This window comes from Amycolatopsis acididurans (genome assembly GCF_012328925.1).
In the GTDB taxonomy this organism is placed as follows: domain Bacteria; phylum Actinomycetota; class Actinomycetes; order Mycobacteriales; family Pseudonocardiaceae; genus Amycolatopsis_E; species Amycolatopsis_E acididurans.
In genome coordinates this window covers 1-21,442 of the sequence record NZ_JAAXLS010000080.1, presented here as the reverse complement: position 1 = coordinate 21,442, position 21,442 = coordinate 1, and the positions used below count along the sequence as shown (strand labels likewise).

The following is a 21,442-nucleotide window of genomic DNA, read 5'->3' as shown; positions in this document are numbered from 1 at the left end:
GCGACATTCACAAACACAATCCCCTAATGCACACAACAAATAACCACCCGTTGTGAGCCGTCCCGGCGGGCTGATCGGTCGCCGGGCAGCGGCCCGGGCGCGGTCAGGCTCGGGCGGCGGCCGCACCGGTGGGCCCGAAGCTCTTGCATAATCGCAGTTCACGGGGGGTTTCCGTGGCAGGTCGGCAGTCGGCGCCACCGCAGTCGTCCCGGCGATCCGTTCATGGCGGCGCGGCCACCGTTCGTCGATGATTCGGCGCCGGTCGTTCATGATCGGTTGCCAAGGCCGGCGCCGGTGAACAAGCTTTGCAAAGACAAGCCGAGTTCCGGGCGACAAAGTTGTCGAATGTGCGGGAGGACGCCATGAGGTGGGTTACGCCTTATTTTGCCGTGGTGGAGGCGTGCGCTGAAGCCAGTGACCATCTGTACCGGCGTTGACGGATTGATTTCGCGCTGTGTTTCTTCATTGTCTCGGAGTTGCTGCAGGCGGGGGTTTCCCGCAATGGAATTGCGCGTGCGCCGGGTGCCGCAAGGCTCGTGCGAAGCCCGAAGTCGCATCGACACACGCGGGGCTCGCGGTTTCCGGTGACGGAGAGCGGTGGTTTCTGCTGAACTCCACCCCGGATGTCCATCACCAGATAGCGGCGGATCCTTCCTTGCATCCCGGGCCGGGAATCCGCACGACGCCGGTCGCCGGCGTGCTGCTGACGGACGCGGAGTTCGATCACACCATCGGCCTGCTGATGTTGCGTGAGGAATCGACGCTGACGGTGTACGGGACCTATCCCGTGCTGGAGGCGCTCACCCTGTGGTTCCCGGTCCGGGAGTTGGTGAGCGACTACGCGGATTTTTCCTGGTCCTTGATCGAAATCGGCAAACCGCTGGATCTGGACGACCGGTTGCGCGTGACGGCATTCCTGACGGGCTCCAAGGCGCCTCGCTACATGGGGCGCTCGCGGCTTCGCGGCCCGTCGACGGAGTGGGAGGTGGGCTTCCGCCTGGAGGACAAGATGACGGGCGGGATCGCGGTGTACGCCCCGACCCTGCCCCGGTGGGACGACAGGTTCGCCGAGCAAGTGGCGTCGGCCGACTGCGTCTTTGTGGACGGCACGTTCTGGACCGACGACGAAATGTCCTGCCAGGGGGCGGGAAGTCGTACCGGACGCTCCATGGGGCACATGCCCGTCAGCGGTGAGGACGGTTCCGCCCGCGCGCTGGCCGCGCTTCCCGCGAAGCGCAAGATCTACACCCACATCAACAACACGAACCCCATTCTCGACGAAGACTCCAAGGAACGCCGTTGGTTGACGGACTTGGGTATCGAGGTCGGGCGTGCCGGCTTGGAGGTGGAATTGTGAACGCTTGGTCTGCCGAGGAATTCGAGGCACAGCTGCGGTCGATCGGAGAAAAGCGCTACCACCATTTGCACCCGTTCAACGAGCGGATGCACACGGGGTTGCTGACCGAGGAGGAGTTCCGCGGCTGGGTCCGGAATCGCTTCTACTACCAGGTGAACCTGCCGGTGAAGGACGCGTTCATCCTGACCAAGCTTCCCGGCCGGGACGATCGGCGTCAATGGATGCAGCGCATCATCGATCACGACGGCCGGACGGGAGACGAAGGCGGGATCGAAAAGTGGGTCCGCCTCGGCGAAGCAGTCGGCCTGACCCGCGAAGAACTGTTCGACAGCGACACGGTGCTGCCCGGAGTGCGGTTCGCCGTCGACGCCTACGTGGATTTCTGCCGCCGGAAGCCGTGGCTGGAGTCCGTGGCGTCGGCTCTGACCGAACTGTTCGCCCCGGATCTGCTCAGCCGGCGAATCACCGACGTCCAACGGCACTATCCGTGGATCGCCACGGAAGGCCTGGAGTACTTCCGGGCGCGGCTCACCCAGCAGCCCAAGGACATCGCGCATCTGCTCGATCTGGTGCTCAACCACGCGAAGTCGAGGGAACAGCAGGACGCGTGCGTGCGAGCACTGGAGTTCAAGTGCGATGTCCTGTGGAGCCTGCTGGATTCCGTGGAACTCGCGTACAGCAAGAGTGCACGATGAACGACATCGATCTGACGGCCACCCCCCGGCTGGCGACGAAGGCGATGCTCAAGCACGACAGCGTCCGAGACGTGGAACTGCTTCTGTTGCCCGAGAGGGCCGTGCTCCTGAACACCTCCGGCGCCGCGATTCTGGGACTGTGCGACGGCAGCCGGACCGTGCGGCAGGTGGTCGCCGAGCTCGAGCACGATTTCGAGACCACCGATCTCACGGATGACGTGATGACGTTCATCGAGGACGCGCGAGGACGGGGCTGGGTGGTGCTCACATGAACGGTATGCCGCAGCCGTACGGACTCCTGGCCGAAGTCACGCACCAATGTCCGTTGCATTGCGTGTATTGCTCGAATCCGTTGGAGCTGCGCGGCCGGCAGGACGAGCTCACCACCGATGACTGGTTACGCGTGATCCGCGAGGCGGCCGGCCTCGGCGTCGTGCAGGTCCACTTTTCGGGCGGTGAACCGCTCGTCCGCGGCGATCTGGAGACGCTGGTCGCCGAGTGCCGTCGCCTCGGCCTCTACACCAACCTGATCACCAGTGGCCTCGGGCTGACGGAGAACCGTGCGCGAACGCTCGTTTCGGCGGGGCTCAACAGCGCGCAGCTGAGCATCCAGGGCGACGCCGCCGAGTCGACGGATCTGGTCGCGGCGAGCAAGCGCTTCGACAAGAAGCAGGACGCCGCGCGCATCATCCGCGAGGCAGGACTGCCGTTGAACATGAACGTGGTTCTGCACCGCATGAACCTGCCTCGCCTGGACGCGATCATCGACGTATGTGTGTCGTGGGGTGCCGAGCGGCTGGAGCTCGCGAACGCCCAGTACTACGGCTGGGCTCTGCGCAACCGCGACCAGTTGCTGCCGACGAAGGCACAGCTGGACGAGGCCGTGGACGTCTACGAACGCCGCAAGGCCGAGTTGGCGCAGCACATGGAACTGCTCTGGATCCTCCCGGACTACTACGAGCCCTACCCGAAGCCGTGCATGGGTGGCTGGGCGCAGACAGCACTGACCGTCGCACCGGACGGCGTGGTGTATCCGTGCCCGGTGGCCGCGGAAATCACGACGATGGAGTTCTCCTCGGTCCGCGATCACCACCTCGAGTGGATCTGGTCGTCCTCCGCCGCGTTCGAGGCGTACCGGGGGACGGAGTGGATGGCCGATCCTTGCCGTAGCTGCCCTCGCAAGGAATTGGACTTCGGCGGATGCCGTTGCCAGGCCTTCGCATTGACCGGCGATGCGGGCCGCACCGATCCCGTGTGCATGCATTCACCCGACCACCACTTGATCCAGGACGCTCTCGTTCGCGCCAACGAGCCGGATGGCGCGGCAAGCGGTGAATTGGTCCGCGAGGAGCTGGTTTACCGCCGTCCGTCCATGTCGGCGCGGAGGCGATGAAACGAATGCGAGTGGAAGGTCGCGCCGCGGCCGGGAGCAACCTGACGCGGGACGAGGCGGCTGCACGCTCGGCCGAGGTCTCCGACGTTCACTACGCGGTCGAACTCGACCTGACGGTGGGTGAGCGGGAGTTCGCGACGACGACCGTGGTCCGCTTTCACGCCCGTTCCGGGGATGAGGTCGTCTTCCTCGATTTCGCGGGCAAGGCCGGGTCGGTCGAGTGCAACGGACGTGAGCTGGGCCCGGATGCGCAGGACGAGGAGCGCGTCCGGCTGGAGGTCCGAGCCGGCGCGAACACCGTGCGGGTGGCCGGTTCGGCTCCGTATTCGCGAACGGGTGAGGGGCTGCACCGTTTTCGCGACCCGCTCGACGGACAGGTTTACGTGCACACCAAGTTCGAGCCGTTCGCGGCGCACACGGTGTTCGCCTGTTTCGACCAGCCGGATGTGAAGGCGATGGTCGATCTGACCGTTACCGCTGACGACGACTGGGTGGTGGTGGCCAACACCGACCCCGCCGAGCAACGCTCGCCCGCGGGCGACGGGTGTTCGACATGGCGCTTCGGCCGCACGCCACCGCTGCCGCCGTACCTGGTGGCCTTCGCCGCCGGCCCGTTCCGCCGGCTGCGTTCCAGCCACGGCGGGGTGCCGCTGGCGCTGTACGCGCGGAACTCGCTGTTCGAGGATCTCACCCGCGAAGCGCCCGAGTTGTTCGGCGTGATCGGCCGCGGCCTCGACTTCTACGGACACTTGTTCGATCTCCCGTATCCGTTCACCAAATACGATCACGTCTTCGCGCCCGAGTACGCATTCGGCGGGATGGAACACCCTGGCTGCGTGACGCTGAACGAGCGATTCCTGTTCCGGCATCGGGTGACCGAGGACGCGCGGCGACGACGGGCCGAGCTCCTGATGCACGAGATGGCGCACATGTGGTTCGGCGACTACGTCACGATGCGCTGGTGGGACGACCTGTGGCTGAACGAGGCCTTCGCGACGATGATGTCGGTCGTCGCGCAGCCCGAAGCGACACGGTACGGGGAAGGCTGGACCGGCTTCGCGCACTACTCCGTGCCGGTGGCCCGGCATGCCGACCAGTTGCCCACCAGTCATGCGATCCGGGTCGACACCGCCGACACCGACGCCGCGCGGTCGAACTTCGGCCCGATCGTGTACCGGAAAGGCGCGACGGTACTCCACGACCTGGCCGAGCGCCTCGGCTGGGAGAACTTCGTCTCGGGTGTGCGGACCTATCTGCGGACGCACGCGTGGGGAAACGCCGGCCTTGAGGATTTCGTGGCGGCGCTGCGGCAGGTGTCCGACGAGGACGTCGATCTCTGGGTCGACGAATGGCTGCTGCGCGGTGGCGTCAACACCGTCGAGGTGTCCCGCGTGGCGACCGGCGATCGGGCCGTGCAACTTCCCGATCCGGATGTCGCGCCGCGGCACCTGAATCTGCGGTTCGCCGCGTTCGACGATGACGGGGGCAAGCTGGTGCTGCGGCAACGCGCGCACCTGCCGCTCAGTCCCCGCGAGCGTGACCGTGAACTCACGGTGTCCGGTGACCGGAGCCCGGATCTGCTGGTGCCCAATGACGATGCGGTGAGCTACGTCAAAGTCAGGTTGGACCCGCGATCTCGGCAGACCGCGCTGCGCAGCTTGTCCACATTGGATTCTCCACCGGCGCGAGCAGTCGTGTGGGGAGCGTTGTGGGACGACCTGCTGGACGCGCGCCTGCCCGCGCGAAGCTACGCCGGCGCCGTTCTCACGCACGGAGTGCTGGAGAGCGATGTCGGCGTCGTGGAGGTGCTTGTGGAGCGCGCCGTGCAGGCGGTACGGGTATACGGGGATCCGTCGCACAGTCGCCGGATGCTCGATGTCGTGGCGGACAAAGCGCGCGATCTGTTGAGCGAAGCCGCGCCGGGCAGCGACCGCCAGCTGGTGCTCGCCCGCGCCCTCGTGGGTGTCCTCCAGGCCGACGATCACGGCCTGCTGGGCGAGGTGGTGTGCGGCCGGTCCCCGTGGGCGGAGCTGGAAGTGGATCGAGATCTGCGCTGGCGCGCACTGCTGCGTCTGGCATCGGCCGGCAGCGAGATCGACGGACTTCTCGACATCGCCAGGGAAGCTGATCCAGGGGACAACGGCCGCCGCAACGCCCTGATGGCAGAAGCCGCATGCCCCACCTCTGCCGCCAAAGAACAAGCGTGGACGCGGCTGTTCAGCGATGCTTATTCGCTCGCGGAAAAGAAGACCATCATGGCCGGTCTGCGGCAACCAGGGCAGGAAACCTTGCTCGCCCCGTACGCGGACCGCTACTTGAGCGCGTTGGAGAGCGCGGCGGGAAACAGCCGGCCCGAGTTCGTGCTGGCGTTCGCTCGCGCTCTCTATCCGTATTTCACCAGCGACGCACGACGCGTGCTGGCGGACACGGACGACCTGCTCGAGAGCAAGCTGCTCTCGGAAGACGTGGTGAAAGTCATCAGGGAGGAGCGAGCGGAGCTCGCCATCATCCAGGCGGCGCGAGCGTGCGACACGGCGAGCACGACGGGTTGAGCCAGTGGTCCACAAGCGACGGTGACGTAGCCGCTGTGGCGTCGTCGCTTCGGGATTGCCTTCGGGATTGCGCAGTGTGGAAGGCGCAAGGCCCCGGGTGCGATCCACCTACCGGGGTCTTGCGCCGGCTGTTGTCCCGTTACGGGGAACCGAATAAGTGCTGCCGTCAGCCTCGGTGGAAGTAACCGGTGGCCTCGGCGCACACCTCGATGATCGTGTAGTACGGCGTTTCCCACTTCATGGTGTTCCTCCCAATGACTGATGACCAGGCTTTCCACGGTTTCAGTGGAAACTATCTCCGACGAATCAGGGTTGCGACAACGGACAATGAACGAGTAGCCGTAAATCGATGACCAACGGGGCCGGTGCTGTCGTGAGCGGGTGAGAGTTGCCCGACTCGCGGATCGCTGCTGACGAGGGCACAGGAGGTGCCGCCAAGGGGCTCGGGCGCGGCCGTCCGATTTCCCGGATGGTCCGTAGGTAACGGTGTGGACGCCGTTCATGTCCATGCTGCGTGCGTTCGTATCGAACGGATTGACCACGCATGCGAGCTCCGGGCAGTCTCATTACACACCGCGAGTCGCCGGCGTGGGCGACGACTGCGACTCGCGGAAGGAAAGGCACGGCCGTCGGGGATCGAGAGCGTCGCAGGAAGCCTGAGCAGGCGCCCGCCGCGAGCCGAGCCCGCCGAACGAAGGTCACAGCAATCACGTAGTCCGGAGCGAGAGGTGAAATCGTGGTTCTTCCGTCAAAGATGCCTCAGCTCGCCGACCTCGATTTGCTGCTGTCGGTCGAAAAATATGGCAGCGTGGGAAAGGCCGCTCAAGCGCACAGCCTGTCCCAGCCGGCCGCCAGTATTCGGCTCAGCGCAATGGAACGTCGACTCGGTCTCCGGCTCCTGGAACGCTCTCCGACCGGTTCGAAGCTCACCGAGGAAGGAGAAATGCTGGCGAAGTACGCCCGCAACGTGATGCACGCGGCGCGAGAGCTGCTCGAGTTCGGCTCCGCCTCCCGCTCCTCCGACGCCAAACGGCTACGGGTCGCGGGCAGCCCGGGCGTCTCCGAGCACCTGATCCCCGAATGGCTGAACCGCTCCGGGTCGTCGTTCGGCGAGGCACGTGTCGAGGTGCGGACCGGCGGCGTCGACACGCTCTGCCAACTGATCCGGGCGAGCCATGTCGATCTCGCGTTCATCGACGGCTGGTGCCAGGCCGGAAGTCAGGTGCAGCAGAAATTTCGCGATGACCTGGTCGTCCAGCACATCTGCGACGACGAACTGGCCGTGGTGGTCGGCTCGAAGCACCCGTGGGCCAGAAGGCCCACCCTGTTGACGGTGCAGGAGCTGGCATCGGCTCAGCTTGTCCTGCGCGAGCGTGGTTCGGGGCTGCGGGAGTTCACGGATGAACTACTGGGCAACGCCCGTGTTCCGCGAAGCTACGTCGAGTTCCCCTCCAACGCCGCGATCAAGCAGGCAGTCGCCACGAGCAAGCGAGTGGCGGTGCTGAATCTGTCCACCGTGCGAACCGAACTCGCGGACGGCCGGCTGTATCGAGTGCCGGTCGACCAGGAGATGCCGGCGAAACCCATTTATGCCGTCTGGAGCGAGCGCCGGGGCCTGCCCGGGTACGCGCGAGAACTGGTCGAGATCGCCGCGTCGAAGGGTAGCCCGATGCCGGTCGCCAGGCCTGTGCCTGACATCGAAAGCGATCGACTCGTGGAGGCGAATACCACAAACACCTAGTACCAGCTTCATTTCTGAGTCGATGACCTGACTGTCGAAACAGTCGCGAACCTGTCACACCGTCCGGTGTCCAGCGCGGGAGGAATAACGATAGATGTCCACTTTGAACAAGATTGCGCGTACCCTTGTCTCCGATCGGCGCGGCATTCTCGCTGCCGACGAAAGCATCGGGACGATGTCCACCCGGCTGGAGAAGGTGGGGGTCGAAGCGACAGCGGAGAATCGGCGCGTTTACCGTGAGCTGATCGTCACCACCCCGCGCCTGGCGGAGTCGATCAGCGGCATCATTCTCGCCGACGAGACGTTCCACCAGAAGCTGTCCGATGGACGCACGTTTCCGGAGTTCCTGAACGATATCGGGATTCTCACCGGCATCAAGGTCGACACCGGGGCCAAGCCGCTGGCGGGCGCCCCGGGCGAGCACGTCACCGAGGGGCTCGACGGGCTGCGCGACCGGGTGAAGGAGTACGTGCGGCTCGGAGCGACGTTCGCCAAGTGGCGCGCGACGATCACGATCGGCGACAACCTGCCCTCGGCCACCGCGGTGCGGGCGAACGTGCACGCGCTTGCGCGATACGCCGGCCTCTGCCAGGAAGGAGGACTGGTGCCCATCGTGGAACCCGAGGTGCTGATGGACGGTGCCCACTCGCTGGAACAGTGCCGGCAGGTGACGACCGCGGTGCTGCAGTCGTTGTTCGAAGAGCTCGACCTGATGCGGGTGCAACTTGACGGCATCGTCCTCAAGCCGAACATGGTGGTGGCCGGGACCGGCAGCTCGCAGCGGCCTGGGGTGAGCGACGTCGCCAGGGCCACGGTGGAGGCCCTGCGGGAGACCGTGCCCGCGTCCGTACCGGGTATCGCTTTCCTTTCCGGTGGCCAGAAACCGGAAGTCGCGACGGCGCACCTCGCGGCGATGCAGGACATCGATCCGCTTCCGTGGGAGCTCACCTACTCGTTCGGGAGGGCACTGGTCGGGCCGGCCCTGGAGACCTGGCGGGGCGACAACGGCAACTGGAATGCCGCCCAGAAGGCGCTCTCCGAGCGAGCCGTCGCGAACGCCGCCGCCCGCTGAGCTCGCGACCGGAAATGACACGGTGCGACCGGATCGGCGACCTGGCTCGCCGGTCCGGTCGGCCGCGTTCGGCGTTCATTGTCGCGTTGGAAACAAAGGAATTCAGGGATGCGCAGTCCACTCGCTCACAGTCCGGACCGGGCAAGCCGGCTCGTACCCGATCACACCCTCGCGCTCGAACTCGTGCGTGTCACCGAGGCCGCCGCGATCGCGGCAGGCCAGTGGGTCGGCCGCGGCGACAGGAGCAGCGGCAAGGTCGCCGCGATCGACGCGATGCACGAACTCGTCATGTCGGTGCCGATGCGCGGTGTTGTCGTGATCGGCGCGGGTGAGAAGAGAGACACGCCCGCCCTGTTCACGGGTGAGGACGTCGGCGACGGGCAGGGGCCGGCATGCGACGTCGCGATCAGCGCCGTCGACGGCACCCTGTCGATGGCCAGGGACGTCCCGAACGCACTGGCGGTGGTCGCGGTGGCCGAGCGCGGCGCGATGTACGAGCCGCCGCCCGCTTTCCGCATGGAGAAGCTGGCCGTCGGAGGAGACTGCGCCGACCTCGTCGACATCGACCTCCCGGTGACCGACAACGTGCGGGCGGTCGCCAAGGCCAAGGGCGTTCGAGCCGCCGATGTCACCGTTGCCGTGCTCAACCGGCCCCGGCATCGGGAACTCGTACGCGAAATCCGCGATGCCGGCGCGCGGGTCCACCTGATCGAGGGCGGCGACATCGCGGGTGCCATCGCCGCGGCGCGCCCCGAGAGCCCGGTCGACATGCTGCTGGGCACAGGGGGAGCGGCGGAGGGGGTCGTCGCCGCGGCCGCTCTGTCCTGCATGGGTGGGTCGTTGCAGGCCCGGCTGCGGCCCAGCGACTCCGAGCAACGCGAAAAGGCGCTCGAAACCGGCCATGACCCCGACAAGGTCCGCCACACCGGTGACCTGGTGGGCGGAGAGAACATTTTGTTCTGCGCCACCGGATTGACCGCCAATGAGCTGCTGCGCGGTGTGGAGCACAATTCGGACCACACGACGACAGAGTCCATTGTGCTGTGTTCGAGGCCGGATACGGCGCGGATCGTCAGAACCGAACACCGGCACATCGGGCGGCACGACGACTTCGGACTGGATTTCGGATGAGCTGGAAATGGCCGCATGACAGGTGAGATCACGACAACGTCCCTTGAAGCCGAGCCTCTGAGTACGCGCTACCGCGGATTGATCTGTGATCTCGACGGAGTGGTTTACCGCGGCGCCACGGCCGTTCCCGGTGCGGTGGAGACCTTGAACCGGGTGACGGCGGACGGCGTCCCGGTCGTGTTCGCGACCAACAACGCGTCCCGCGCTCCCGAGGACGTGGGCGACCACCTCCGGAAGCTCGGCGTCGCACCGCAGGGCTGGTCGGTGGTTAACAGCTCCCAGGCGGCCGCGGCCCACCTGTCCGAATTCCTGGGCCGGGGAACGCGGGTGTGCGCGGTGGGCGGGCCGGGCGTCGCTCAGGCACTCACCGAAGCCGGGTTGACCCCGGTCCGCGTCGCGGACCTCGGCGAGGAACCGGTGGCGGCAGTCGTTCAGGGCCTTGGAACCGACGTCACCTGGAGCGAGCTCGCGGCGGTCGGCTATCTCGTCCAAGGCGGAGCCACCTGGGTCGCCACGAATCTCGACCTCACGCTGCCCACGCCGTACGGGCAGGCACCCGGCAACGGCGCGCTGGTCGCATTGGTGCAGACCGCGACCAGCGCATCGCCACACGTGGTCGGCAAGCCGCGGCCGGCCTTGTTCGACCTGGCACGTTCCCGGCTCGGTACCGGCCTGCCGCACACCCTCGTGTGCGGGGACAGGCTGGACACCGACATCGAAGGCGCCAACTCGGCCGGCCTCGACTCGCTCTTCGTCCTGAGCGGCGCCTCCCGGCTCCGGGACCTGGCATTCGCCGAACGGTCCGCGCGCCCGACGTACGTCGCCGCCGACCTGAGCGGACTGCTCGCCCCCGGATCGTCGCCGCGCGCCGCCGTACCCGGGCACCTCGTCGAACTCACGCCCGGCGCCGTCGCTCATCTTGCCGACGCCCGCGAGAACGGCGAACTGCTGCGGTCCGTGGTCGCCACGGCGTGGGCCGCACGCGACGAGGGCCGTGCCGTCTGCGACGACGCCGGCATGTGGGAAACGCTCGAACGGCGGCTCGGACTCGTCACGCGCAGCCGTCCCCACTCGTAGCTTCGGACACGCCGTTCGGCACCGGTTACCCGCCGCTAGTTCCAGCGTTGTTGCAGCGGCTCCGGCGAATCGAAGATGCTCTTTCGTGAACGCGGAATTTCGGGGGGTTGTCCTCAGGATTTCGCGAATCACGTTGTCCGGCTGCCGCCCGGTCACCCGGGGCAGCCAACGCAAGGAGGAAATATGAAGTGGGAGACTCCGGAGTACACGGTGATCGAGGTCTGCGCTGAGGCTACCGGTTACTTCTACCGTAGCTGACGGTCGCGCTCGACGGGTCCTGTCGCCGGATTTCCCGCCGTCGTGGTGGACGCGGGAATCCGCGACAGGACCAGTCTTGCGTGAGTGGTGACTTCTGAATTTGAGGTGGTTTCAGATGAACCTTGAATTTCTTCCGCTGATCGCACTCGCCTTCGGACTCAGCCTGGACAACTTCCGGTCGTCGATCGCCATCGGGACCATTCCCTTCGGATGGCGCCGCGTCATCCAGGTGTCGCTCGTGTTCGGTGTGTGGGATGCGCTGAGCCCGTTGCTGGGCGGGTTGATCGGGCGCTTCCTCGGCGAATTCCTCGGTGATACGGCGGAATACATCGGCGCCGTAGTGCTGGGCCTGTACGGGTTGTATTTCCTCGTCGGGGTGATCCGGAACCCGGAACCGGACGAGATGGACCATCCGTGGGTGACGCTGTTCGGCATGCCGCTTTCGCTGAGCGTCGACAATCTGATCGCGGGAGCCGGCCTGGGGATCGCGGGGTTCGCCCTCGTCGCCCCGATGCTGGCTTTCGGTGCCATGACGGTGGTCATGTCCGTGGCGGGCCTGTTCATCGGGCGCATGGCCGCCAAGATCGTGCGGATCCGTTCCGACCTGTTCAGCGGTATCTCGCTGCTCGGTGCGGCGATCCTGCTGCCGGTCGTCTTCGGCTGAACGGCCAGAAGCCGCGGCGCGCCCAGGCGCCCGAATCTCAGGCTCGGCACTACCTGGGAGGACACCAATGCCCGAGAATCCCGATACCCACGTCTACCGCACCTACGACAAGGTCCTGGCCGAGAAGCGGCCGGTCCGGCGGCGGAATCATCCGGCAGCGGGCGGCCAATCCAACGATTGGTGGCCGCAGCGGGTCGACTTGAAGGCATTGCGCCGGCACCAGGCCGCGGACAGCCCGCTGGGCGCGGACTTCGACTACGCCGGGCAGTTCGCGACTCTGGATCTCGACGAGCTGGCGCGTGACATCGACGAGGTGCTGACGACCTCGCAGGACTGGTGGCCCGCCGACTTCGGGCACTACGGCCCCCTCGTGCTGCGCATGGCCTGGCATGCCGCGGGCACCTACCGCGTCAGCGACGGCCGAGGCGGTGCGAGTGCCGGGATGCAGCGCTTCGCCCCGTTGAACAGCTGGCCGGACAACCGCAACCTCGACAAGGCGCGCCGGTTGCTGTGGCCGGTGAAGAAGAAGTACGGGCGCCGGATCTCCTGGGCGGACCTGATGATCTTCGCGGGTAACCGGGCACTGGAGTCGATGGGATTCAGGACTTTCGGTTTCGGTGGCGGGCGTCCCGAGGTGTGGGAGCCCGACGACACCTACTGGGGCCCGGAACGCAAATGGCTGGCCGACGAACGCCACAGCGGCCCGCGTGACCTCGACGAGCCGCTGGCGGCCACCGACATGGGGTTGATCTACGTCGACCCGCAGGGCCCCGCCACCAATCCCGATCCGGTGCTCGCGGCCCGCGACATCCGCCAGACGTTCCGGCGCATGGGCCTGAACGACGAGGAGACGGTCGCGTTGATCGCCGGCGGCCACACGTTCGGAAAGACCCACGGGCTGGTGGATCCGGCCTGCGACCTCGGCCCCGAACCCGAGGCAGCGCCGCTGGTCGCGCAAGGTCTGGGCTGGGCGAACGCGAACGGAACCGGCAAGGGCCCGGACACCACGACCAGCGGACTGGAAGGGATGTGGACGCGCACCCCGGTCACGTGGGATCACACCTTCTTCGAGACCCTGTTCGAGTACGAATGGGACGTCGAGCTCAGCCCGGCCGGACAGTGGCAGTGGATTCCGAGCGGCGGCGAGGGCGAGGGCACCGTGCCCGATCCTTATGACCCGGACGAGAAACACCATCCGGTCATGCTCACCACGGATCTATCGTTGCAGGAAGACGCGAAGTACGAGCGGATTTCCCGGCGATTCCTGGAGCACCCGGATCAGTTCGAGGACGCGTTCGCGCGCGCGTGGTTCAAGCTGACGCACCTCGACATGGGCCCGATCCAGCGCTACCTGGGCCCGCTCGTTCCGGCGGAACGCCTGCTGTGGCAAGACCCGGTGCCGGAACCGGACCACGAACTCGTGGACACGAACGATGTCGCGGTCCTCAAGCGCGAGATCCTCGGGTCGGGCCTGACGGTCGCGCAGCTCGTCTCGACGGCGTGGGCGTCGGCTTCGGTGTACCGCGACAGCGACAAACGCGGCGGGGCGAACGGGGCGCGGATCGGGCTCGAACCGCAGCGCGGCTGGGCGGTCAACGAGCCCGAGCAGCTGGATGTCGTCCTGCCCGCGCTGGCGGCGATCCAGGAGCGATTCAACGGCTCGCAGCAGGCGAACAAGCGGATCTCGATGGCCGACTTGATCGTGCTCGGCGGAGGTGCCGCGGTGGAACACGCGGCCGCCGCCGGTGGCCACGAGATCGACGTGCCGTTCCGCCCCGGGCGCACCGACGCGACGCAGGAATGGACCGACGTCGAGTCGTTCGAGGCGTTGCGGCCCACCTCGGACGGCTTCCGGAACTACCTGGGCGACGGCTTCCGCGTGCCGCCGGAGCATCTGCTCGTCGACCGAGCGAACCTGCTGACGTTGAGCGCGCCCGAGATGACCGTGCTGATCGGCGGGTTGCGGGTGCTCGGAGCCAACCACGGACGTTCCGCGGTGGGAGCGCTGACCTCGGCGCCGGGCTCGTTGACGAACGACTTCTTCGTCAACCTGCTGGACATGGGGACGGAGTGGGTGCCGAGAGGAAACGGGAACAGCTGCGCGGCGATCTACGAGGGCCGCGACCGGCGTACCGGCGAGGTGAAATGGACGGCGAGCCGGGTCGACCTCCTTTTCGGTGCGAATTCCGAACTTCGGGCGCTCTCGGAGGTCTACGCGAGCGACGACGCGGGGGAGAAGTTCGTGCGGGACTTCGTCGCCGCATGGGTGAAGGTGATGGAACTGGACCGTTTCGACCTGCGCTGAGATTTCGCCGGTGCATCCGGCGAGCCGGCCGCGCCGAAGACCGTGCCCGAACGGTCTTCGACGCGGCTTTTTGTTGTGCGGCTTCGATTTCACCCGGAACCCGGCGGCGGTGAGAACACCGGCCGAACGGTATCTCCCGCCGGGGGAACGGCGGTGTCGGGCCGGTCGGTGGTAACAGGTACCGGAATTGTTTTCCGGCGCGTAACCTTCACACTCGTTGCAGGCTTCGCAGTGCGGTTCGAGAAACCGGAACCTGTAATTTTTGCGCGACGTCAGGCTCGCAAAGCCGGCGCTTTCGTGTAGGTGATTTCCGCAAAATCTGTCAGAAAATGTGCGTTTCTGCTGACGAGGAGGTGAAGTCCGATGACGATTGCCCAGGAACGAGAGGATCTCCTGGCCGAACTCAACGGGCAGAACAGGGCGACGATCGGTGCCGTGCTCGGTACCGGGTCGATCGGCAAGGCGACCGAACGGGCTGACGGGACGATGGAAGCGACCATCCGGATCCCGGAGGACGCGATGTCGTGGGAGCCGGCGGTCCTGGTCCTGCCGCACGGCGGCAAGCTCGAGCTGACGATCATCAACGACGACAAGAACACCCACGCCTGCCTGCTGCCCAGCAACGGCGAACGGCAGTTCATCGGTCTGCTCAACCATTCGAAGGGCAGCGCGACGCTGGAACTGGACGGTCCCGGCTGCTACTGGTACGGCTCTCCGGCCGGCAACGACGAGGGCCGGGGTCTGACCGCCGCGATCGTCGTGACCGGCGAAGTGCCGCCGGAGGCCAAGCTCGACCGACCCGCGCAGCCGCGGCCGTAGAAAGGAAGGACTCACCATGACCGTTGAATACGTCGACGCCGGCAAGGCGTTCGATCACAGCCAGCTTTCCAACCTGCCGCACAGTGCTCCGGACGTGACGCGCGGCGTCAACTACGAGCGCATCCTCCAGGCGCGCAGCGAATCGCAGAACTGGATCACCTACTACGGCGACTACGACGGCAAGCGGCACAGCCTGCTGGACCAGATCAACGTCGAGAACGTCAAGAACCTGAAGGTCGCCTGGATCCACCAGGCCAGCGCCACCGGTCTCATCGCCTCCACCTCGACCTACGCGTTCGAGGCCTGCCCGCTGGTCGTCGACGGCGTCATGTTCGTCACCGGCTGGGACGGCTGGCTCTGGGCGCTCGACGCGAAGACCGGCGAGCAGCTGTGGCGCTACAAGCACGCGATCCCGTTCGACGTGACGCTGTGCTGCGCCAACGTCAACCGCGGTTGTGCGGTCGCCAACGGCAAGGTCTACATGGTGACCCAGAACGCCCAGCTGGTGGCGCTGGACGCCACCAACGGCCGGAAGGTCTGGCAGAAGACCATCGGTGACGTGCGTGCGGGCGAGAGCGCCTCGATCGCGCCGCTGGTCATCAAGGACACGCTCATCACCGGTTCCGCCGGTGGCGAGTACGGCGTCCGCGGGCACATCGACTGCTGGGACCTGGAGACCGGCGAGCAGCGCTGGCGCACCTACACCGTGCCGAAGCCGGGCGAGCCCGGTTCGGAGACCTGGCCCGCCGACGGCGAGGCCTGGCAGCGCGGCGGTGCGAACCACTGGGTCACCGGCACCTACGACCCCGAGCTGAACCTTTACTACGCGGGCACCGGTAACCCGGCTCCCGACTTCGACGGTGAGGTCCGCGAAGGCGACAACCTCTACACCGACAGCGTGGTCGCGCTGGACGTCGACACCGGCGAGATCAAGTGGCACTACCAGTTCACCCCGCACGACCTGTGGGACTACGACTCCACGATGGAGATGACCCTGTTCGAGCGGGACGGCAAGAAGCTGCTGGCCCACTTCGACAAGAACGGGTACATGTTCGTCCTCGACCGCACCAACGGCGAGCTGCAGCACGTCACGCCGTTCGTCGACCGGATCGACTGGGGCGTCATCACCCGCGACGGCAAGGTGACCCCGCGCAAGTACCCGGACAAGGAAGGCGAGCCCTGCCACTTCTTCCCCGGTCCGGCCGGTGCCAAGGAGTGGACGCACGCGTCGTACAACCCGGAGCACGACCTGTTCTACGTTCCGGTGGCCGACGTGGGCGCCACCGCCACCCGGCGTCGCCGCGAGTTCAAGGAAGGCATGCCCTACTGGGGTGCCGCCGTCGAGGTCGACATCGACAACATGGCCGGGTCGGTCAGTGCGTTCGACTCCCACGGTGAAGAGAAGTGGCGGCACCGGCTCGACAACATGCCGATGGCCGCCTCGACGCTGAGCACCGCGGGGAACCTGGTGTTCGCGGGCACGCCCGCGGGCGAATTCATGGCGCTGCACGCCGAGACCGGTGAGAAGCTCTGGAGCTTCCAGTGCGGCAGTGGGCACCACAGCAGCCCGAGCACCTACTCCATCGACGGCAAGCAGTACATCTCGGTGCCGGTCGGCTGGGGTGGCTGGCTCGAAGGTATCGTCCCCGGCCTGTCCGGCCAGGGCCACGGTGCCGCGCTGATCACGTTCGCCCTGTGAACGGATGCGCCACTAGCCTGGCGCTGACGCGAAACCCAAGGTGACGTCCTGACGGTTTCCTTTTTCCACCGGACCGGTGATCGAGTCGTCCTGGCGACGCCTCGGTCACCGGTTCGGTGCCATGTTCGACGGAAACAAAAGGTGATGTGATGAGCCAGTCGTCGACGCCCCAGCAGGACAAGGGATCCGACCGTCTGCCGTGCCTGTACTGCGGGGAGACCTACGGGCCCGACGATCTCGAGCGGCACACCGCGCCGGTGCACTGCGGGCCCTGTATCACGTGTGTCGACAAGCCGGCGTGCTTCAGCTGCCGTCTCATGTACTGCGTGTGCGACGTGCACCGGTACCGCGGCTGACGAGTCCACTGTGGACCCGCGCGGTCCGGGCGGTCAGATCGCCAGCGCCCGGCGCACGGCCGGCGCGTTGCGGCGGGAAACCGGCACCATGGTTTGTTCCTGGTCGTCCATGACCAGGAACATCTCGCCCTTGCACCGGCGCTCGACTTCCCGGATCCGGCCGAGGTTGACCACGTACTGCCGGTGCACCCGCAGGAAACCGGAAGCGCTCAGCTCGGTTTCCAGCCGGTCGAGGCCCGGCGAGGCCGAGCGCAACCGTCCTTGGTCGGTGGACAGCCACACGTCGTTGCCGTCCGACTGCGCGAAGGAGACTTCGGGCAAGCGCAGTAGCACCATGCGGTTGTCGCGGGTCGCGACCATCCGGTGCGGCTGCGCCAGAGCCGGGCCGTCCCCGCCTGTCCGCGGCAACGGATCTCCTTCGGACACTCCGAACGAGACGAGGTTGCCGATCAGATGCCCCGAGAGGAAGACCGGCCGGAAGCTGATCGCCGTGGGCTCATTGGCGAGCCGGGTGAAGATCTGCGTCGAGCCGAGCCAGCCGGGGTTGCGCGCCGCCTGTTTGGCGGCATATTTGGCGGCCTGGATGAATTCCGGCAGTTCCGGCTTCCACCGCACCGCGGGGTCGGGCGCCGGCGTTGAGCCGGGGATGCCCAGGAGCACGCCCGCCGTGTCGTCGGCGAGTACCACCCGGCCCGCGGGATCCACGGCGGCGAGCGCGGCCTTCGAGCGCGACCTGGTGTGGTTGAAGGCGGCCATCAGTTCGGCGCCGTCGTCCCGGGCACGCCGGCGCAGGATGCGCTGTGTCATCGTGGCGGCATTGCCGAGCCAAGCCGCCGCGGTGGTGGGCAGTTCACTGCGCCAGCACGAGATGTTGAGCGCCGCGACCGATTCCCTCGTCACCGCGTCCCGCACCGCCACGCCGGCACAGGTCCAGTCGTGGAAGGCCCGGCACCAATGCTCGGCGCCGCGGATCATCACGGGCGTGTAGGCCATCAGCGCGGTGCCCATGCCGTTCGTCCCGGTGGCCCCTTCGGACCAGCAGAACCACGGCGCCAGGTTGGCCTTCGCGGCGGCGGTGCGGGTCGCCTGGTCTCCCCATTGGGCCAGGACGCGGCCGCTGGCATCGGTGATCGTCACGATGCCACCGATGTTGCCCACTTCGTGTGCCAGCGAGGCGGCGCGGAAGCCGAGTTCGGCGAACACGACATCGTGTTCCAGCGCGTGGTCGACTTCCGCGAGGGCCACCGGCGCTTCGGTGAGGTGGGGGTCGACCCGGTACTGGTCCCTGCACCGGTGCCAGGAAATGGCTATCTCCGGTCGCACGCCACGGATGTCGTCCTCCCCCTGCACGAACCGCTCCCACGCCTGGTACACCGTCTCCTCGCCACGGCTGCGGGATGCCGGTTCCGGTCGGCGTACTTCTGTCATCTAGACCGCCTTTGGTCTGTTGCCGGCCCGGACGGCGTACGCGCGCGATGCTGTGACCGCTCGCGCGCCGCCTGCTGTAACGGGTCGGGCCGCGTCGCTTTGCCGCCGACGCAAAGTAAGCCGTTCGCTGATCCGAGGGCAAGCACACTGGGATGACTGCGGGCGAAACGCGTACGAACGGTGCCGAAACGACAATGACCGGTGGCCTTCCACGCACCAGCGGTCACCGTGTTCCCGCCCTGGTTGCCGGAGGCCGCTGGACCGGATTGCCGTTGTGCCGCACCAAGTTTCGGCCATCGGCGGCTTCCGGGCAGTGCAAGGGTCCCCCATCTGAGGTATCCCAGATGGTCAGTATCTCGCGGGTTCTCGTATCTTGGTAACACCGACGGCTCGTCGTCCGTTTTGAACCCGACTCGGGCGAAATGAACGGTTTCTTGTCGTTGTCAATGGGCCTGTGGTGTGTTTCTGTGCCCGTGCGGCGGGTGGCCGCACCGGTGGACACGCCTTGAAATGCTGCGCTCAGTACCGCTAGCTTGTAACTTCTGTCACTGCGCGGCGGTCCCGAAGAGTTCCGGCGTGCGAAGCGACGAGGAGGTCGTGATGACCGGGAGAGTGCCGCCGCTGGCGATCGCACCGAGCAAACCCAGTGGACTCGACCACGTGGCGAGTGACTCTCTCGTGGCCACCTCTTCGGCGAGAGAAGTAGCTCGCGCTTGGGAGAGGTTTGCCGCCGGCGAAGACATCGAAACCGGTGTCCGGCCTGAAATCCTGGCTTCCTGGTACCGGTGCCGAGATCGGTACGATGTGGACAGAGCATTGGACGTCGCACCGGGGGCGGGCGGCGATGACGTCCAGCGGCTCGACAACGACGTGATCTTCACGGCGCTCGGCGGCCTCGGTGCGTTGGCGGGCCAGGAAGTCGAACGGGACGGCGCCGTCGTCACGGTCACCGACGGGGACGGACGCGTACTGGGGACCTGGGGCGATCCCAGCGCACAGCGACGTGCCGAGATCCACAACCTCGCTCCGTGGTCGTCGTGGTCGGAGCAGTGCACCGGCACGAACGGGATGGGAACCTCGCTGGAGGTGTCCGGCCCGGTGACCGTGACGGGGCCGGAACACTGGTGTGAAGCCTTCCACCGGTGGGCCTGCGCGGGCATCTCCATCCGTGACGTCGTGACCGGCTCGCCGGTCGCGTCGATCAACATCTCGCGGTGGAACGCACCGCTGGCCGAGATCGTGCCGTCGTGGCTGAAGAAGGCGGCCTCGTGTGTCGAACAGGAGATCTACCGCCGCGCCATCTCCGAGGCCGACAAGGTGATCTCCGAGTTCAACAAGAAATGCGCCCAGGTCACCGCCCCGTTCATGGCGATGGACCGCGGCGGGAGCGTGATAGCCGCCAACGACGCGGCTGTCTCGTTGCTCGGACTGACGGGCGAGAACCCCGTCGTCACGGGCGCCATCGAACCGGCGCAACGCTGGGTGCCGGAGATCTCCGGGCTTCCCGACGTCGTGCGGTGGGCCAAGGAGCGGGCACAGGGGGCGGAGCAGTGGAGCGGCCACGCGTGCCTGCCGGTGCGTCCGGGAGAGGACGCCACTCCGGTGACCATGCGGCCGGTCATCGACGCGAACTCCGTGTTGGGCATGCTGTGCGTGTTCGGGGTGCAGGAGGGTGAACCTTACGAGCCGAACCCGGAAGTAGCGGTCGGTTCGCTACCGCGGCGCGTTATCGGGATTCGCAACGAGCGGCTGGTGCTGCTCGGCCCGTCGGAGATCCGCTATGCCGAGGCTGACCGCAACATCGTCTGGCTGGTCACGGAAAGGGGGAGGATCCAGGCCGCGACCCGCGGTCTGGACAATGTCGAGCGGTTGCTGACCCCGTGCGGATTCCGCCGGGTACACCGGCGTTTCCTGGTCAACCTGCACCGGGTGGCAGAGCTGGAGCGCGGCATCAAGGGCGAACTCGTTCTCATCATGGATTCTCGGTCCCATGAGTTCGTTCCCGTTTCGCGGCGCCACGCCCCGGAGCTGCGGCGACTGCTCGGTGTGTGAGTGAAAGACGACGAGGCCGGCGCTCGCATCCTGTTGAGGTGCGAGCGCCGGTGCGCATCCGCCGGTCAGCGCTCGGTGCGCGTGGAAAGGGCTTCCACCTGGCTGCGCAGCCCTTCCACGGCGAGCGCGGGGTCTTCGGCGGCGTAGACGGCCGAACCCGCTACGAAGCAGTCGACGCCGGCCTCGGCCGCCTGCTCGATCGTGTCGGCGTTGATGCCACCGTCGATTTCCACGATCAGGTTCAAGTGGCCGGTGTCGACCATCCTGCGGGCCTTGCGCACCTTGTCGAGTACGTCGGCGATGAACTTCTGGCCGCCGAAACCGGGCTCCACGGACATCACCAGCAGGGTGTCGTAGTGCTTGAGCACGTCGAGGTAGGCCTCCAGGGGCGTCTTCGGCTTGATCGCCAGCCCCGCCTTGGAGCCCGCGGCCCGCAGATTCTTCGCGAGCATGACCGGATCGTCGGCGGCTTCGACGTGCACCGTGACGTTGTAGGAACCCGCTTCCGCGTAATCGATCGCCCAGCGATCCGGGTTCTCGATCATCAGGTGGCAATCCAGCGGTAGGTCCGTGACTGCCAGCAGCGACTGCACGACCGGCAGCCCCAGGGTCAGGTTCGGTACGAAATGCGCGTCCATGACATCCACGTGCACCCAGTCCGCCCCCCTGCCTGACTGTCCTTTCACGGCAGCCACTTCGTCGGCGAGCCGTGCGAAGTCGGCGGAGAGGATGGACGGAGCGATCAACGGCTGGTTCGACACGACGCCAAGCGTAAAGCAGCCGGTAGCCGTGTTGGGTGGTTATTTGTTGTGTGCATTAGGGGATTGTGTTTGTGAATGTCGT

Annotated in this window: 17 protein-coding genes; 15 read left to right on the top strand and 2 right to left on the bottom strand. The window is 66.7% G+C overall.

Going from position 1 to position 21,442, the window contains the following annotated elements; translation table 11 throughout:
- Positions 1–454 precede the first annotated feature (454 nt).
- The 14 genes from pqqB (at position 455) to HFP15_RS40475 (ending at position 17,119) form a co-directional block, all read left to right on the top strand.
- Entirely contained in the window at positions 455–1,357 is a 903-nt protein-coding gene (pqqB, locus tag HFP15_RS40540; protein ID WP_168523653.1) for a pyrroloquinoline quinone biosynthesis protein PqqB, read from the top strand.
- A complete protein-coding gene (pqqC, locus tag HFP15_RS40535) occupies positions 1,354–2,052 on the top strand; it encodes a pyrroloquinoline-quinone synthase PqqC (protein WP_168523651.1) in 699 nt (232 codons plus the stop codon). Before pqqB ends, pqqC begins: the two co-directional genes overlap by 4 nt.
- A complete protein-coding gene (gene pqqD / locus HFP15_RS40530) occupies positions 2,049–2,324 on the top strand; it encodes a pyrroloquinoline quinone biosynthesis peptide chaperone PqqD (protein WP_168523649.1) in 276 nt (91 codons plus the stop codon). The genes pqqC and pqqD overlap by 4 nt, the downstream gene beginning before the upstream one ends.
- On the top strand, positions 2,321–3,445 hold the full coding sequence (gene pqqE / locus HFP15_RS40525) for a pyrroloquinoline quinone biosynthesis protein PqqE (RefSeq protein WP_246272520.1): 1,125 nt from the start codon (positions 2,321–2,323) through the stop codon (positions 3,443–3,445). Before pqqD ends, pqqE begins: the two co-directional genes overlap by 4 nt.
- Entirely contained in the window at positions 3,442–5,997 is a 2,556-nt protein-coding gene (pepN, locus tag HFP15_RS40520; RefSeq protein ID WP_246272519.1) for an aminopeptidase N, read from the top strand. Before pqqE ends, pepN begins: the two co-directional genes overlap by 4 nt.
- 736 nt (positions 5,998–6,733) lie before the next feature.
- Positions 6,734–7,738, top strand: a complete 1,005-nt coding sequence (locus HFP15_RS40515) for a LysR family transcriptional regulator (protein ID WP_312871995.1) — start codon at positions 6,734–6,736, stop codon at positions 7,736–7,738.
- Between the two features lie 94 nt (positions 7,739–7,832).
- On the top strand, positions 7,833–8,810 hold the full coding sequence (locus HFP15_RS40510; RefSeq protein ID WP_168523647.1) for a class I fructose-bisphosphate aldolase: 978 nt from the start codon (positions 7,833–7,835) through the stop codon (positions 8,808–8,810).
- 108 nt (positions 8,811–8,918) lie between these two features.
- Complete coding sequence (gene glpX / locus HFP15_RS40505; RefSeq protein ID WP_168523645.1) at positions 8,919–9,941, top strand: class II fructose-bisphosphatase; 1,023 nt, start codon at positions 8,919–8,921, stop codon at positions 9,939–9,941.
- 15 nt (positions 9,942–9,956) lie between these two features.
- Positions 9,957–11,018, top strand: a complete 1,062-nt coding sequence (locus tag HFP15_RS40500; RefSeq protein WP_168523643.1) for an HAD-IIA family hydrolase — start codon at positions 9,957–9,959, stop codon at positions 11,016–11,018.
- 373 nt (positions 11,019–11,391) lie between these two features.
- On the top strand, positions 11,392–11,940 hold the full coding sequence (locus HFP15_RS40495; RefSeq protein ID WP_168523641.1) for a manganese efflux pump MntP: 549 nt from the start codon (positions 11,392–11,394) through the stop codon (positions 11,938–11,940).
- A gap of 67 nt (positions 11,941–12,007) precedes the next feature.
- A complete protein-coding gene (gene katG / locus HFP15_RS40490; protein WP_168523639.1) occupies positions 12,008–14,245 on the top strand; it encodes a catalase/peroxidase HPI in 2,238 nt (745 codons plus the stop codon).
- Between the two features lie 363 nt (positions 14,246–14,608).
- Complete coding sequence (locus HFP15_RS40485; RefSeq protein ID WP_168523637.1) at positions 14,609–15,064, top strand: MSMEG_3727 family PQQ-associated protein; 456 nt, start codon at positions 14,609–14,611, stop codon at positions 15,062–15,064.
- Between the two features lie 16 nt (positions 15,065–15,080).
- Entirely contained in the window at positions 15,081–16,763 is a 1,683-nt protein-coding gene (locus HFP15_RS40480; protein WP_168523635.1) for a PQQ-dependent dehydrogenase, methanol/ethanol family, read from the top strand.
- Between the two features lie 149 nt (positions 16,764–16,912).
- The gene (locus tag HFP15_RS40475) at positions 16,913–17,119 is read left to right on the top strand and encodes a recombination activating protein 1 (RefSeq protein WP_168523633.1); all 207 of its coding nucleotides are present in this window, start codon (positions 16,913–16,915) and stop codon (positions 17,117–17,119) included.
- Between the two features lie 33 nt (positions 17,120–17,152).
- Here HFP15_RS40475 and HFP15_RS40470 read toward each other — a convergent pair whose 3' ends face one another.
- The gene (locus tag HFP15_RS40470) at positions 17,153–18,547 is read right to left on the bottom strand and encodes a DNA-binding protein (protein ID WP_168523631.1); all 1,395 of its coding nucleotides are present in this window, start codon (positions 18,545–18,547) and stop codon (positions 17,153–17,155) included.
- Positions 18,548–19,147: 600 nt separating this feature from the next.
- Here HFP15_RS40470 and HFP15_RS40465 point away from each other — a divergent pair.
- A complete protein-coding gene (locus HFP15_RS40465) occupies positions 19,148–20,599 on the top strand; it encodes a DNA-binding protein (RefSeq protein ID WP_168523629.1) in 1,452 nt (483 codons plus the stop codon).
- A gap of 65 nt (positions 20,600–20,664) precedes the next feature.
- Here HFP15_RS40465 and rpe read toward each other — a convergent pair whose 3' ends face one another.
- A complete protein-coding gene (gene rpe / locus HFP15_RS40460) occupies positions 20,665–21,360 on the bottom strand; it encodes a ribulose-phosphate 3-epimerase (RefSeq protein ID WP_168523627.1) in 696 nt (231 codons plus the stop codon).
- Positions 21,361–21,442 lie beyond the last annotated feature (82 nt).

What these genes read in the sequence shown, in the direction of transcription:
- pepN (WP_246272519.1), top strand. Translation starts at nt 3,442, where the DNA reads ATGAAACGAATGCGAGTGGAAGGTCGCGCCGCGGCCGGGAGCAACCTG.
- HFP15_RS40485 (WP_168523637.1), top strand. Translation starts at nt 14,609, where the DNA reads ATGACGATTGCCCAGGAACGAGAGGATCTCCTGGCCGAACTCAACGGG.
- katG (WP_168523639.1), top strand. Translation starts at nt 12,008, where the DNA reads ATGCCCGAGAATCCCGATACCCACGTCTACCGCACCTACGACAAGGTC.
- HFP15_RS40500 (WP_168523643.1), top strand. Translation starts at nt 9,957, where the DNA reads ATGACAGGTGAGATCACGACAACGTCCCTTGAAGCCGAGCCTCTGAGT.
- HFP15_RS40495 (WP_168523641.1), top strand. Translation starts at nt 11,392, where the DNA reads ATGAACCTTGAATTTCTTCCGCTGATCGCACTCGCCTTCGGACTCAGC.
- HFP15_RS40480 (WP_168523635.1), top strand. Translation starts at nt 15,081, where the DNA reads ATGACCGTTGAATACGTCGACGCCGGCAAGGCGTTCGATCACAGCCAG.
- HFP15_RS40470 (WP_168523631.1), bottom strand. Translation starts at nt 18,547, where the DNA reads ATGACAGAAGTACGCCGACCGGAACCGGCATCCCGCAGCCGTGGCGAG.
- glpX (WP_168523645.1), top strand. Translation starts at nt 8,919, where the DNA reads ATGCGCAGTCCACTCGCTCACAGTCCGGACCGGGCAAGCCGGCTCGTA.
- HFP15_RS40475 (WP_168523633.1), top strand. Translation starts at nt 16,913, where the DNA reads ATGAGCCAGTCGTCGACGCCCCAGCAGGACAAGGGATCCGACCGTCTG.
- HFP15_RS40510 (WP_168523647.1), top strand. Translation starts at nt 7,833, where the DNA reads ATGTCCACTTTGAACAAGATTGCGCGTACCCTTGTCTCCGATCGGCGC.
- pqqD (WP_168523649.1), top strand. Translation starts at nt 2,049, where the DNA reads ATGAACGACATCGATCTGACGGCCACCCCCCGGCTGGCGACGAAGGCG.
- HFP15_RS40465 (WP_168523629.1), top strand. Translation starts at nt 19,148, where the DNA reads ATGACCGGGAGAGTGCCGCCGCTGGCGATCGCACCGAGCAAACCCAGT.
- pqqE (WP_246272520.1), top strand. Translation starts at nt 2,321, where the DNA reads ATGAACGGTATGCCGCAGCCGTACGGACTCCTGGCCGAAGTCACGCAC.